The organism is Streptomyces sp. WM6372 (genome assembly GCF_001279655.1).
Lineage (GTDB): Bacteria > Actinomycetota > Actinomycetes > Streptomycetales > Streptomycetaceae > Streptomyces.
Map to the genome: position 1 here is coordinate 86,383 of NZ_LGDB01000200.1, position 13,097 is coordinate 99,479.

Annotated in this window: 10 protein-coding genes and 1 pseudogene; 7 read left to right on the forward strand and 4 right to left on the reverse strand. The window is 72.7% G+C overall.

What is annotated here, in order from left to right:
• Positions 1-13: 13 nt before the first annotated feature.
• Positions 14-892 (reverse strand): L,D-transpeptidase family protein, encoded by an 879-nt coding sequence (locus ADK52_RS24800; protein WP_078988575.1) that lies wholly within the window; start codon positions 890-892, stop codon positions 14-16.
• Positions 893-1,068: 176 nt separating this feature from the next.
• Here ADK52_RS24800 and ADK52_RS24810 point away from each other — a divergent pair, with 176 nt between their 5' ends.
• Both ADK52_RS24810 and leuE read left to right on the forward strand, forming a co-directional pair.
• Positions 1,069-2,649, forward strand: a complete 1,581-nt coding sequence (locus ADK52_RS24810) for an acyl-CoA mutase large subunit family protein (protein WP_053692049.1) — start codon at positions 1,069-1,071, stop codon at positions 2,647-2,649.
• 44 nt (positions 2,650-2,693) lie between these two features.
• Positions 2,694-3,356 (forward strand): leucine efflux protein LeuE, encoded by a 663-nt coding sequence (gene leuE / locus ADK52_RS24815; protein WP_053692050.1) that lies wholly within the window; start codon positions 2,694-2,696, stop codon positions 3,354-3,356.
• A 42-nt stretch (positions 3,357-3,398) separates the two neighbouring features.
• Here the strand turns inward: leuE and ADK52_RS24820 are convergent, their stop codons facing one another.
• From ADK52_RS24820 to ADK52_RS24830, 3 genes are all read right to left on the reverse strand, one after another.
• Positions 3,399-4,394, reverse strand: a complete 996-nt coding sequence (locus ADK52_RS24820) for an acyltransferase family protein (protein WP_420714930.1) — start codon at positions 4,392-4,394, stop codon at positions 3,399-3,401.
• A 134-nt stretch (positions 4,395-4,528) separates the two neighbouring features.
• Positions 4,529-5,917 (reverse strand): polysialyltransferase family glycosyltransferase, encoded by a 1,389-nt coding sequence (locus ADK52_RS24825; protein WP_053692052.1) that lies wholly within the window; start codon positions 5,915-5,917, stop codon positions 4,529-4,531.
• Entirely contained in the window at positions 5,917-6,894 is a 978-nt protein-coding gene (locus tag ADK52_RS24830; protein WP_053692053.1) for a glycosyltransferase family 2 protein, read from the reverse strand. Before ADK52_RS24830 ends, ADK52_RS24825 begins: the two co-directional genes overlap by 1 nt.
• Positions 6,895-7,070: 176 nt before the next feature.
• Here ADK52_RS24830 and ADK52_RS24835 point away from each other — a divergent pair, with 176 nt between their 5' ends.
• From ADK52_RS24835 to ADK52_RS24855, 5 genes and pseudogenes are all read left to right on the forward strand, one after another.
• On the forward strand, positions 7,071-8,591 hold the full coding sequence (locus ADK52_RS24835; RefSeq protein WP_078988576.1) for a DUF6716 putative glycosyltransferase: 1,521 nt from the start codon (positions 7,071-7,073) through the stop codon (positions 8,589-8,591).
• A pseudogene (locus tag ADK52_RS24840) lies at positions 8,588-9,322 on the forward strand (cytidylyltransferase domain-containing protein); the annotation flags it as partial. The gene ADK52_RS24835 and the pseudogene ADK52_RS24840, both read left to right, overlap by 4 nt.
• Before the next feature lie 29 nt (positions 9,323-9,351).
• Positions 9,352-10,263 carry an N-acetylneuraminate synthase family protein gene (locus ADK52_RS24845; RefSeq protein ID WP_053692054.1) on the forward strand — a complete coding sequence of 304 codons (912 nt, stop codon included), beginning with the start codon at positions 9,352-9,354 and terminating at the stop codon, positions 10,261-10,263.
• A 218-nt stretch (positions 10,264-10,481) separates the two neighbouring features.
• Positions 10,482-11,684 (forward strand): hypothetical protein, encoded by a 1,203-nt coding sequence (locus tag ADK52_RS24850; protein WP_053692055.1) that lies wholly within the window; start codon positions 10,482-10,484, stop codon positions 11,682-11,684.
• Positions 11,685-11,821: 137 nt separating this feature from the next.
• Complete coding sequence (locus ADK52_RS24855) at positions 11,822-13,066, forward strand: amidohydrolase (protein ID WP_053692056.1); 1,245 nt, start codon at positions 11,822-11,824, stop codon at positions 13,064-13,066.
• The last annotated feature ends 31 nt before the right edge of the window (positions 13,067-13,097 follow it).

Consider the following 13,097-nt stretch of genomic DNA (forward strand, 5'->3'; position numbering starts at 1 on the left):
CGGCCGGCGGGGATCACCAGTAGACGACGACCTTGTCGCCGACCTGCACCTGCTCGAACAGCGACGCGAGCTTGCCCTTGTCGCGGACGTTCACGCAGCCGTGCGAGGCGCCGGCGTAACCGCGGGCCGCGAAGTCGGCCGAGTAGTGCACCGCCTGGCCCTGGCTGAAGAACATCGAGTACGGCATCGGCGTGTGGTAGATCGTCGACGTCCAGTCCTTGGCCTTCCACTCCACCTTGAACTGGCCCTCGCGGGTCGGGGTGTTCTCGGAGCCGAAGCGGACGTCCATGGTGGAGACGACCTTGCCGTCGATCATCCAGGCGAGCGTGCGGCTCTCCTTGCTGATGCACATGACGCGGCCCGTCATACAGCGCGGGTCCGGGGCGTCGACCTCGTTGACGGTCGGCGGGCGCAGCTCTTCGGCGGAGGGCTTCTTGCTGACGCTCTGGATCTTCTTCCAGGTGGCGTCGTCGACCGCGCCCGAGGCCGTCAGGCCGTTCTTCGACTGGAAGGACTTGACCGCGGCGGTCGTCTTCGAGCCGTAGAAGCCGGTCGGGGCGACCGTCATGTACTTGAGCTGCTTCAGGCGGGCCTGGAGCTCGCGCACCTGCTCGCTCTCGTCGCCGTTCGCCATGATGGCCTTGACCGTCGGCGAGGGGGACGCGGACGGCGAGGCCGACTCCGAGGCGGACGCCGAGGGCGAGGGGGAGGCGTCGGCGGGCTTGTTGTCCGTCGACGGGGAACTCTCGGGGGTCGAACCCGCCGCGGACGCGGACGGAACCTTGGAAGCGGAGCCGGCCGGCTCCGTCTTCTGGGGCCCGCAGGCGGTCGCGGCGAGCGCGACGGCGGTGGCCACCCCGAGCGTGCGGATTATGACTCTCTGGCGAAGCATTGCAGTCCCCCGATTTCTACGTCGTGTATGTAGGTGATGCCTGGCGGGCGTGGACAGTTGCAGACGATCCAGGGATGTTGCGCCATTGTGACCAGCGGCCGTCAGACGACAGCCGGAGCCGCCGCGGGGAGTTGTATCAGCCCCGAGCCCATTTGCTCCATGGAGGGTTTGGTCACATGGCCAGTACCGAGAGCGGGATCCCGATCGAACCTGTGTACGGGCCGGGGGATCTGACGGAGTGGGATCCAGGGGTCAAACTGGGTGAACCGGGGGCGTATCCGTACACCCGAGGTGTCTACCCGACCATGTACACCGGCAAGCCGTGGACCATGCGGCAGTACGCCGGGTTCGGGACGGCGGCCGAGTCCAACGCCCGGTACCGGCAGCTCATCGCCGGCGGCGGCACCGGACTGTCCGTCGCCTTCGACCTCCCGACGCAGATGGGGCACGACTCCGACGCGCCCCTCGCGCACGGTGAGGTCGGCAAGGTCGGCGTCGCCATCGACTCCGTCGACGACATGCGGGTGCTCTTCGACGGGATCCCGCTCGACCGGGTCTCCACGTCCATGACGATCAACGCCCCGGCGGCACTCCTGCTCCTCATGTACCAGCTCGTCGCCGAGGAGCACGGGATCGCGGGCGCGCAGCTGACCGGAACCGTGCAGAACGACGTGCTCAAGGAGTACATCGCGCGGGGCACGTACATCTTCCCGCCCGAGCCCTCGCTCCGGCTGACCGCCGACACCTTCCGGTACTGCAAGGCCGAGATCCCCCGCTGGAACACCATCTCCATCTCCGGCTACCACATGGCCGAGGCCGGGGCCTCGCCCGCGCAGGAGATCGCCTTCACGCTGGCGGACGGGATCGCGTACGTACGCACCGCGCTGGCCGCCGGGATGGAGGTCGACGAGTTCGCCCCGCGCCTCTCCTTCTTCTTCGTCGCCCGCACCACGCTGCTGGAGGAGGTCGCGAAGTTCCGGGCCGCGCGCCGGATCTGGGCCCGGGTCATGCGCGAGGAGTTCGGGGCCCGGAACCCGAAGTCGCTGATGCTGCGCTTCCACACCCAGACGGCAGGGGTCCAGCTGACGGCGCAGCAGCCCGAGCTGAACCTCGTACGGGTGGCCGTGCAGGCACTGGCGGCGGTGCTGGGCGGCACCCAGTCGCTGCACACCAACTCCTTCGACGAGGCGATCGCCCTGCCGACGGAGAAATCGGCGCGCCTGGCGCTGCGGACCCAGCAGGTGCTCGCGTACGAGACGGACGTGCCGCACACCGTCGACCCCTTCGCGGGCTCGTACGCGGTGGAGCGGATGACGGACGAGGTCGAGGAGGCGGCGCTCGCGCTGATGCGGCGGGTCGAGGACCTGGGCGGGGCGGTGTCCGCCATCGAGGCCGGCTTCCAGAAGGGGGAGATCGAGCGGAACGCGTACCGCATCGCGCGGGAGACGGACGGCGGCGAGCGCGTGGTGGTGGGGGTCAACCGCTTCGCGCTGGAGCAGGAGGAGCGGTACGAGCCGCTGCGCGTCGACCCGGAGATCGAGAACCGGCAGCGGCGGGCACTGGCGGCCCTGCGCGCGGAGCGCGACGGCGAGGCGGTGGCGGCGGCGCTGAGCGCCCTGCGCGAGGCGGCGGCGGGCACGGCGAACGTGCTCTACCCCATGAAGGAGGCCCTGCGCGCCCGCGCCACGGTGGGCGAGGTCTGCAACGCGCTGCGGGAGGTGTGGGGGACGTACCAGCCGGTCGATTCCGTATGGTGAAACACGAGCGACGACAGGTGCGTACTCGTGGGACACTCCTGCTCATGCTGGGTGTCACCGATCTGCCGACCTATCTCGTCGGGCTCATATTGATCATTTTGCTGCCGGGGCCGAACTCGCTCTACGTGCTGTCCGTCGCGGCGCGCCGCGGGGTGCGGACCGGGTACAAGGCCGCCGCCGGGGTGTTCACCGGCGACGCCGTCCTGATGGTGCTCGCCGCCGCCGGGGCCGGGGCGCTGCTCCAGGCCAGTCCGGTGGCCTTCGGCATCGTCAAGCTGCTCGGCGCCGGGTACCTGACCTGGCTCGCCGTCGGGATGATGCGCGGGGCGTGGGCGCTGTGGCGCTCGCGGGCCGAGCGGGCCGAGCGGGACGAGGCGGCCGGGGCGGCGGCCGCGGGCGAGACCGCGGAGGGCGAGCGGCCGTACCGCCGGGCACTGCTGATCAGCGTGTTCAACCCCAAGGCGATCCTGTTCCTCCTCTCCTTCTTCGTGCAGTTCGTGGATCCCTCGTACGCCTACCCGGCGCTCTCGTTCCTGCTGCTGGGCACGCTGCTCCAGCTCGGCAGCTTCCTGTACATGACCCTGCTGATCTTCGGCGGGACCCGGCTGTCCGCCGCCTTCCGGCGCCGCAGGCGGCTCTCGGCCGGGGCCACCTCGGCGGCGGGCGTGCTCTTCCTCGGCTTCGCCGCGAAGCTGGCCGTCAGCTAGCCGGCCGTCAGCCGGCGGTCGGCCGTCCGGTCGGCCGTCCGGTCAGCCGAGCGCTCTGCGCAGGCGCGGGCCCAGCGGGCGTTCCACCCCGCGGTGGACCGCCCAGGCCAGCGCCAGCATGGCTGCCACCGTCAGCGCGAACACCGCCCCGGGCGGCAGCCCCGCCCGGCGGTGCAGGGCGGCGATGACCACCCAGCCCAGGTGCTCGTGGACCAGGTAGAAGGGGTACGTCAGCGCCCCGGCCAGGGTCAGCCACCGCCACCCGGGCCACCCGGCCCGGCCACCTGCCCGGCCGAGGGCCACCAGGGCCACCGCCGCGAACCCGGCCGTGACCACCGCGACGATCACCACCGCACTGCGGTACGAGAAGAACCGCGGGTCCGGCGCGTGCCACAGCCCCGCCACCGCGTAGTGCTGCCCGAGCAGCCAGCCGGCCAGGGCCACGGCCCAGGCGAGCCGGTCCCGCGGATCGCGGTGCACCAGGTAGAGGCCGATGCCGCCGATGAAGAACGGCGCGTACTGCGGCATCAGCGCCTGGGCGAGGAACCCCTTCCCGCCCGGGTCGGCCGCGTCCGCGAGGACCGCCGCCAGCATCCAGCCGGCGCAGAACAGGAGGGTCCGGCGGCGGCCCCCGCCCGGCAGGACGACGCAGAGCGCGAAGAGCACGTAGAACCGCAGCTCCGCCCAGAGCGTCCAGCACACCCCGAGGACCCGCTCGGCCCCCAGCGGCTGCTGGAGCATCGTCAGGTTGACCAGGAAGTCCGACGGCGGCACGGCCCGGGCGGCCACCGCGACCAGGACCAGCGCCCCCCAGTACGCGGGGTACAGCCGGGCCGCGCGCGAGGCGGCGAAGGCGCGCACCGAACGCCCCTCGGCGCTCAGGCAGATCACGAAGCCGCTGATCACGAAGAAGATCTGCACCCCGAGGCAGCCGTACGCCAGCCAGGGCGCGGCGGCGGGGAACAGCTGCCGCGGCGAGGCGCCCCAGGCGTCGGAGATCTGCCCGCCGCGGCCGCCGTAGTGGTACCCGGCGACCATCAGGGCGGCGAGCAGCCGTAATCCGTCGAGCGCCCGCAGCCGCCCGGCCGCCCCAGCCCCCGCCTCAGCCGCCGCCCCCGCGGCCCGATCCCGGGCCCGGGGGGCGGGAACCGGGGCCGCGTCGGCGGTCGCGGTCACCGCGGCCGGGCCGCGCGCAGCCGCTTCAGCCGGCGGACCACGCGGCGGACGGCCGGGTTGTGCGGCAGGAAGGACAGCTGGGCCGGGATGCCGCCGGGCAGCCCGAGGGTGGTCAGCCGGCGGCGCTTGAAGTAGCGCCAGGTCCGGTCGTCCAGATGCGCGGCGAGGTAGCGCTCGGCCTCGGTGCGGCGCGCGGCCAGGATCTGCGGCTGCATGGTGAACCCGACGGCGGTGAGCAGCCCGGTCAGCCGGTCCGCGTTCTCGTCGGGGCCCGGCGCGGTCCGGCCGGCGACGGCCTCGGCGTCCGCGAGGGCGGGCAGAACCGCGTCCACCACCGTCAGCGGGATCCGGTTGCTGTTCTGGTACGGGGTGAGGCGGGCCAGTATGGCCTCGGTCCCGGTGCGCGCCACGGGCAGCCCGTACAGGGTGGCGGCGGTCAGCAGCCCGGTGGAGAAGCAGCCGACGACCAGGGCGGGGCGCAGCCGCTGGTAGAGGGTTTCGGCCAGGACCGGGGTGGCCATGACGGTGAGCCGGGCGCCGAGCCGCTCGGCCTCGGCCTCGGCGCGGCGCGAGTACGCGGCGGGGGCGCTGGGGTGCGGTTTGAAGACGAGCTCGCGGTGGCCGAGGGCGTGCGCGCCCCGGACCATCTCCACGTGGAGCTCCTCCTCTTCCTGCGGGGAGAGGAGTTCGAGCGCGGAGAGGTACTGGCCGAGCAGCAGCGCCGGGGCCTCGCCGACCCCGTCCAGCTCGGGCCCGTAGGAGGGGAGTTCGGCGAGCACCTTCAGGAACTCGGGGGTCGGGACCAGTTCCGGCCGTACGTCGAACTCGGTGAGCAGCAGCGGTTCCAGACCCGGCACCAGGTCCAGGTGCAGGACGCGGCGCACGCGCATGCCGAGCTGCGGGTCGAGGCGGAAGCGGGTGGGTCCGTAGCTCATCAGCCCGTCGGCGTAGACGTCGACGGCGGCGCCGGGGAACAGCGTGCACAGGGTCCGGGCGGGCGGGACCTGGATCGACTCGACGATGATCTCGACGCGGTCCTCGCCCAGTCCCCAGATCGCCCGGAGCTGCCGCTCCCACAGCGGGACGTCCTCGGCGCGCGGGGCCCAGGCGCTCGGGTGCTGCGGGGCGATGACGGTGTTCCAGTCGAGTACCTCGTCGAAGCGGGTGCTCAGCGCGGCGAAGCCCGGCATGTCGGCGAGGCCGGGGGAGACCTCGGCGGTGAGGGCGTGGTTGCTGGTGAGCAGGATGCGGCGGCCGGCGGGCGGGAAGCTGCCCGCGTCGATGCCGGCGGCGAGCGTGGCCATCCCGTAGAGGGTGGAGGCCAGGAAGATCTGCGTGCAGGGGACGGAGTTCCGCGTCGCCGTCGGGGTGCGCTGAGCGGCCATCAGAGCGCGGCTCCCGCTCGTGCGGGTCGGCGGCGCAGGCGGCGCAGTACTCCGGCGCGGTCGGTGTCCATCGCGTTCAGGGCCTGGTCCAATACGTCCTGGGGCATGCGTCCGAGTGCGGCCGTGCTCATCGAACGGAGTTTCTTGGCCACGGCCGGTTCATACCTTTCGATGGACCCGATATGGTGCGCGATAATTGCACAATATGTTCGTACGGCTTTCGGGAGCAGAAGATCACTTTCCCGGTCTTCGGCCGTATCGGCCAGGACCTGGTCGAAAGCCTTGATGAAATCGAGCTGGCGCTCGTCCTTGATCTGCGTGAGCGAGGTCGCGACCCCGCGCCGGTAGAAGATCCCCGGCAGTCCGACCGCGGCGAACGACTCGGCCCCCCGGTGCAGGCGCCAGATCCACGGCCGGTCCTCCGCCGTCCGCAGCCCGTCGGTGAAGTGCAGCAGTCCGCGGTCCAGCAGCCGCCGGTGGTACATGCCGGCCCAGGCGTACGGGTAGTCGACCGAGGTGGCCCGGGACGAGGGCAGGATCCCGGCGCGCGGATCGCCGACGACCAGCTGCGGACCGTACGGGACGCGCTGCACGCTGCGGGTGCGGCCGGTCACCTGGACATGGTCGTTGCGGACGAAATCGCAGTTCAGGGCCTCTATGACGGCCAAGGTGCGGGCCAGGTGGCCGGGCGCCAGCCAGTCGTCGCCGTCCAGGAACGTGACGTACTCGCCGCGGGCCGCGTCCAGGCCGGTGTTCCGGGCGGTGGCCAGGCCGCCGTTCCGTTCGTGTCTGAGGAGCACCGCCCCCGGCAGCTCGCGCGCCGCCCGCTCCAGGAGTTCGGGCGTGCCGTCCGTCGAGCGGTCGTCGACGAGCAGGAACTCGAAATCGTCCCGGGCGTTCAGTTCGAGGCTTTTCAGGGCATCCGGTGCGTATGTCTGCACGTTGTAGAACGGCACGACAACAGAGAGCTTGAGCACCCGCGAGACATTAAGGCGTTGGTCGGCATTCACCATGGCCCGTACGCGGATTCCATGTGAACGAAGCGGGGCGGGCGCGTTAACCGGTGCGGTTTCGCATGACGTAGACGGGTTGTTAACCCGCTGTTGTGCGTTCGTTGGGCCGATCACCGAAATTGCGGAATAGCTTCTGCCGGGTGCCAGCCAGTAATCGCGCAGCATCTCGTAGTCATCCCCGGACCGCCCTCCGCGTCGCCGTACTCGCCGATTCCGATACGCGATGGAAATGGGGCGCACTCACCGCCCGCCGCCTGGCGACGGAGCCGCACCTCACCGGATTCCTGCTCCGCGGCCGGGCCACCCCGACCGCCCGCCAGCTCGGCGAAGTGGGCGTCCGGGCGGACCGGCTCTCCGAGGTGACCTGCGCACAGTTCCTCGCGGAGATCGAGCGCGAGAAGTACGACGTCGTCGTCCTCGCCCTCGTCGGCGGGGCCGTCCAGGCCGTCCTGCACGGGGTCCGCGCGCTGTGGCCCGAGCCGGCCGAGCGCCCCGTGCTCGTCACCGGGTACGTCGGCGTCGTATACGAGAAGCTCGCCGACGGGCTGCTGCTGCGCCACGGGGCCGACCTCGTCCTCGCCAACTCCCGGTACGACGCCGGACGCTTCCGCGCGGTCTACGAGGGCGTCGGCGCGGACGCCGCAGCCGTCACGGAGACGGCGCTGCCGTTCCTGGACGGAGCGGCGTACGAGAAGGCCGGCGCCGGCGCGCACACCGTGGTCTTCGCCGTCCAGCCCTCCGTCCCCGAGAGCCGGGCCGACCGCGCCTACCTGCTGGAGCGGGCCGCCCGGCACGCCCGGCTGCACCCGGAGCGCGAGGTGCTGATCAAGCTGCGCAGCCGGCCCGGGGAGCACACCACGCACCTGGAGGAGCAGCCGTACCAGCGGCTCGCCGAGCGGATCCCGGGCGGTCTGCCCGCCAACTGCCGCCTGGTGTACGGGAACATGGGCGAGGTCCTGGACGGTACGGACCTGCTGGTCACCGTCTCCTCCACGGCCGCCCTGGAGTCCCTGCACCGCGGGATCCCGACGGCGGTCCTCACCGACCTCGGCATCCGCGAGGTGCTCGGCAACCACCACTTCCTCGGCTCGGGCTGCCTGGCCTCCTGGGACCAGCTCGACGCGGGCCTGCTGCCGCAGGGCGACCCGCACTGGCTGGCCGACCAGGGCGTGATCGGCGCCGGGGCCGCCGACGGAGCCGACGCCGCCGCTGTCGCCGCCGCTGCTGTCGCCGCCGCAGCTGTCGCCGCCGCTGCTGTCGCCGACGCAGCCGCTGCTGTCGCCGACGCAGCCGCTGCTGTCGCCGACGCAGCCGCCGCTGTCGCCGCCGCAGCCGGCACGGCCGCCGCCGACGCCGCAGCCCCCGGCGACCCCTTCGCCGCCGCCCGGGCCCGGCTCGGCGAACTGCTGGACCGCCCGGTGCTCCCCGCCGTCGCCCCCTACTACACGCAGGTCACCGCGCCCGGATACCTGCCCGGCATCCTGGCCCGCCACCACCTCGCCCCCGACGGGACCCCGCTGCCCGGCGCCGTCCGCGAGGGCGGCGGGGAGTCCCGGCTGCGCCGCTGGCTCCGCTCGCACCTGCGCGAGGCCGCCCGGGGGGCGTACCGGCACGGCGTCCAGCGCGTGGCCCCGATGATCCGCCGGATGGGGGAGCTGTGAACCCGGCCGCGAACTCCGTCCCCCGTCAGGCCGCCCGCCCCCGCGTACTGGCCGTGATCCCGGCCCGCGGCGGCTCCAAGGGAGTCCCGGGGAAGAACCTCGCCGAAGTGGCCGGAGTACCGCTCGTCGTACGGGCCGTCCAGGCCTGCCGGGGCGCGGACACCGTCACCGACGTCGTGGTCTCCACCGACGCCGACCCCATCGCCGAAGCCGCCCGCGCCGCCGGGGCCGACGCGATCCGCCGCCCCGCGGCGATCTCCGGGGACACCGCGAGCAGCGAGGCCGCCGTACTGCACGCGCTCGACGCCTTCGAGGAACTGCACTCCCTCACCGTGGACGTCGTCCTCCTCGTCCAGTGCACCAGCCCCTTCCTGACCTCCCGAGACGTCGAGTCGGTCGCCGCCGCCGTCGCCACCGGCACGGCCGACTCGGCCCTGACCGTCGCCCCGTTCCACGGCTTCCTGTGGCGGGAGGCGGCCGACGGCGCCGGGGCCGGCGTCAACCACGACAAGGCCGTCCGCCCCCGCCGCCAGGACCGGCCCCAGGACCTGCTGGAGACCGGCGCCGCCTACGCCATGGACGCCGCCGGCTTCCGCGGCGCGCGGCACCGCTTCTTCGGGCGCACCCTCCCCGTCGCCACCGACCCCGCACGGGTCCTGGAGATCGACGACCCGCACGACCTCGCGCGCGCCCGCCTCCTCGCCCCCCTGTTCACCTCCCCTCAGCACCCCCACGCACCGAACGAAGGACCTCAGCTGCCATGACCGCCGTCACCCCCAACTCCCGCCTGCGCACCTTCGGCACCCGCACCGCCGGCCCCGGCCGCCCCGTGTACGTCGTCGGTGAGATCGGCATCAACCACAACGGCGACCTGGGCAACGCGTTCGCCCTCATCGACGCCGCCGCCGAAGCGGGCTGCGACGCGGTGAAGTTCCAGAAGCGCACCCCGGAGATCTGCACCCCGCGCGACCAGTGGGACATCGAGCGCGACACCCCCTGGGGCCGGATGACGTACATCGACTACCGCCACCGCGTCGAGTTCGGCGAGGCCGAGTACCGCTCCATCGACGAGCACTGCGCCAAGCGGGGCATCGACTGGTTCGCCTCTCCGTGGGACACCGAGGCCGTCGCCTTCCTGGAGAAGTTCGACGTCCCCGCCCACAAGGTGGCCTCCGCCTCCCTCACCGACGACGAGCTGCTGCGCGCCCTGCGCGCCACCGGCCGCACCGTCGTCCTCTCCACCGGCATGTCCACCCCGAAGCAGATCCGCCACGCGGTGGAGGTGCTCGGCAGCGACAACATCCTTCTCTGCCACGCCACTTCGACGTACCCGGCCAAGGCGGAGGAGCTCAACCTGCGGGTGATCAACACCCTTCAGGAGGAGTACCCCAACGTCCCGATCGGCTACTCCGGCCACGAGACGGGCCTGCAGACCACCCTCGCGGCCGTCGCCCTCGGCGCCACCTTCGTCGAGCGCCACATCACCCTCGACCGCGCCATGTGGGGCTCCGACCAGGCCGCCTCCGTGGAGCCCGGCGGCCTCGCCCGCCTGGTCCGCGACATCCGCACCATCGAGACGGCCCTCGGCGACGGCATCAAGCGCGTCTACGACTCCGAGCTCGGCCCCATGAAGAAGCTCCGCCGGGTCCAGGGCGAGCTCGCCTCGGTCTGACCCCGGTCCGCCCCTCGGTCCGTCCCCGGTCCGCCCCTCGGTCCGTCCCCGGTCCGCCCCTCGGTCCGGCCCCGGCCGTCCCCCGGTCCGTCCCCCGGTCAACACCCGGTCCGACCCCCGGTCCGGGCCGCGGTCCGACCCCGCGGCCCGTCCGTCTTCTCCGTCCGCTTTCTCCGTCCGGTACGACGCCCCGCCCCGCCCCTGACGAGGAGTACGTGGTGACCCCCTCTGCCTCCAGCCTGGCTTTCGTCGAGAGTCCGGTCCAGCTCCTGAACGTGCTGGAGTGGGCGCACGCCGAAGCCGCGTCCGCACCGGGCGGTGCCCCGCTGCTCGACGCCGTCCCCAGCCAGCCCAGCCGCGCCGCCGTCCGCGGCCCGGCGTCCGGGGCCGCTCCGGCGGCCGCCGGCCCGGACCCGGCCGGCCGCCCGTCCGGAGCGGCGTCCTGGCTGCGGATCGTCGTACTGCCGCCCACCGACCCCATGTCCCGCGGTCAGCTGCGCCGGATGGCGGGGCTGGCCCGGGACGAGGGGTACGAGGTCGTCTGGCAGGAGGCCCGCGGCGGCCGGCTCGCCCCGCTCAAGGCGCTCGCCGCGCTCGCCAAGGACGTGCGCGCGGCCCGCCGGGTCGTCGTCGGCGACCCCTTCTCCCGGTACGTGCAGCTCCTGCTCACCCTCGTACGGGCCGAAGAGCTCGTCGTCGTCGACGACGGCACCGCCACCATGGAGTTCGTCGCCCAGACGGCCCGCGGCGAGCGCCTCGTACGCTGGCACCGGGTCGGCGGCGGCGGCCTGCCCGGCCGCGTCCGCGAGCTGGCCTACGCGCCGGTCTCGGCCACCGCCCGGCGCCGTTTCACCCCGGCCGCGGGCACGGGGCGGCGCGTCGAGGTGTTCAGCTCGATGCCCGTCACCGTCCACGGCGCGATGACGCTGCGGGTCAACGAGTTCGCGTGGACCCGCGCCCGCTTCGGTCCGCCGCGCCTGACCAAGGGCACCGACCTCGTCGGCACCTCCCTCGTGGAGACCGGCGTGGTCGACCCGGCCCGCTACCTGGAGGCCGTACGCGCCCTGACCCTGGAGCACGGCGCCACCCGCTACTTCGCGCACCGCCGCGAGTCCCCGGAGAAGCTGCGCACGCTCAGCGAGGCGACCGGGCTGGAGATCGTCCGTCCTGACCTGCCGCTGGAGCTGATCGCCCGGCGCGGACCGGTCGGCCGGACGATCGTCAGCTTTCCGTCCACCGTCGTCCACACCCTGCCGTACGCACTGACCGGAACCGGTGTGACCGTCGCCGTATGCGATGTCGACCCGGCCTGGCTCACCGGCTCCGCCTCGCCGCGGGCCCGCAGCTTCCTCGCCGGGGTCACCGAGACCGCCCGTGATGTGCACAGACTGCCTGCCCAGACGGCCTCCGCGGCCGGATGAGCGCGCGAGTTTACCCCCGGGTGCATCCGGTCATGCGTCCAGAGGTCTGGTTTTTTTCCCCTAACGGCATGAACTTTTGGTGATCCACAGCCAGTTGGGCCATTCGTGCGCCTACCCTTCAACGGGTGAACCAGTTGATGTCCCGCGAGTCCCAGACCGCCCTGCCCGGCACGCCTGACCGGCCCGAGCTGCCCGGCAAGATTCCGGACCACCTGCGTGCCGAACTGATCGAGTTCCGCCGGGACTTGCACATGCACCCCGAGCTAGGACACCAGGAGTTCCGCACCACGGCGGCGATCAAGGCCCGGCTGGAGAAAGCGGGACTGCGGCCCCGCGTACTGAAGTCCGGAACCGGCCTGATCTGTGACGTGGGCACCTGGGACGGGGGCCGGCCGATGCTGGCGCTGCGCGCGGACATCGACGCCCTGCCCATTCCGGACGCCAAGACCCACGTGGCGTACCGCTCGACCTTCCCCGACCGCGCCCACGCCTGCGGCCACGACGTGCACACCGCCGTCGTCCTCGGCGCCGGCCTGGTCCTCGCCGACCTCGACCGGCAGGGCCTGCTGCCCCGCCCGGTACGGCTGCTGTTCCAGCCCGCCGAGGAGGTGCTTCCCGGCGGAGCCACCGACGCCATCGAATCCGGCGTCCTGGACGGCGTCGGCCGGATCATCGCGGTCCACTGCGACCCGCGGGTCGACGCCGGGAAGATCGGACTGCGCACCGGTCCCATCACCTCGGCCTGCGACCGGCTGGAGATCTCGCTGGCCGGGCCCGGCGGACACACCGCCCGGCCGCACCTGACCACCGACCTGGTGACCGCCGCCGCCCGGGTCGCCGTCGACCTGCCGGCCGTACTGTCGCGCCGGATGGACGCCCGCTCGGGCATGTCGATCACCTGGGGCCGGATCGAGGCCGGGCACGCCTGCAACGTCATCCCGATGCACGCCGAGCTCTCCGGGACGATCCGCTGCCTGGACATCAACGCCTGGCACGAGGCGCCCGATCAGATCCACGCCGCGATCGACGAGATCGCCGGGATGCACCGGGCCAAGTCGGAGATCACGTACGTCCGCGGGGTGCCGCCGGTCGTCAACGACCCGGTGGTCACCGAGCTGCTGCGGGAGGCGATGGCGGCCCGGCTCGGCAAGGAGTCGATCGAGGACACCGAGCAGAGCCTCGGCGGCGAGGACTTCTCCTGGTACCTGGAGCACGTGCCCGGAGCCATGGCCCGGCTCGGCGTGCACACTCCGGGCGCCACCGCCAAGAGGGACCTGCACCGGGGCGACTTCGACGTGGACGAGTCCGCGATCGGGGTCGGCGTGGAGTTCTTCACGGCCGCCGCGCTGCTCGACGGACGGCGTACCAGGCCGATCGGATAGAGATCGGGCAAAAATTTGTACAACATCTGAG

What these genes read in the sequence shown, in the direction of transcription:
- ADK52_RS24800 (WP_078988575.1), bottom strand. Translation starts at nt 892, where the DNA reads ATGCTTCGCCAGAGAGTCATAATCCGCACGCTCGGGGTGGCCACCGCC.
- ADK52_RS24810 (WP_053692049.1), top strand. Translation starts at nt 1,069, where the DNA reads ATGGCCAGTACCGAGAGCGGGATCCCGATCGAACCTGTGTACGGGCCG.
- leuE (WP_053692050.1), top strand. Translation starts at nt 2,694, where the DNA reads ATGCTGGGTGTCACCGATCTGCCGACCTATCTCGTCGGGCTCATATTG.
- ADK52_RS24820 (WP_420714930.1), bottom strand. Translation starts at nt 4,394, where the DNA reads ATGGTCGCCGGGTACCACTACGGCGGCCGCGGCGGGCAGATCTCCGAC.
- ADK52_RS24825 (WP_053692052.1), bottom strand. Translation starts at nt 5,917, where the DNA reads ATGGCCGCTCAGCGCACCCCGACGGCGACGCGGAACTCCGTCCCCTGC.
- ADK52_RS24845 (WP_053692054.1), top strand. Translation starts at nt 9,352, where the DNA reads ATGACCGCCGTCACCCCCAACTCCCGCCTGCGCACCTTCGGCACCCGC.
- ADK52_RS24855 (WP_053692056.1), top strand. Translation starts at nt 11,822, where the DNA reads ATGTCCCGCGAGTCCCAGACCGCCCTGCCCGGCACGCCTGACCGGCCC.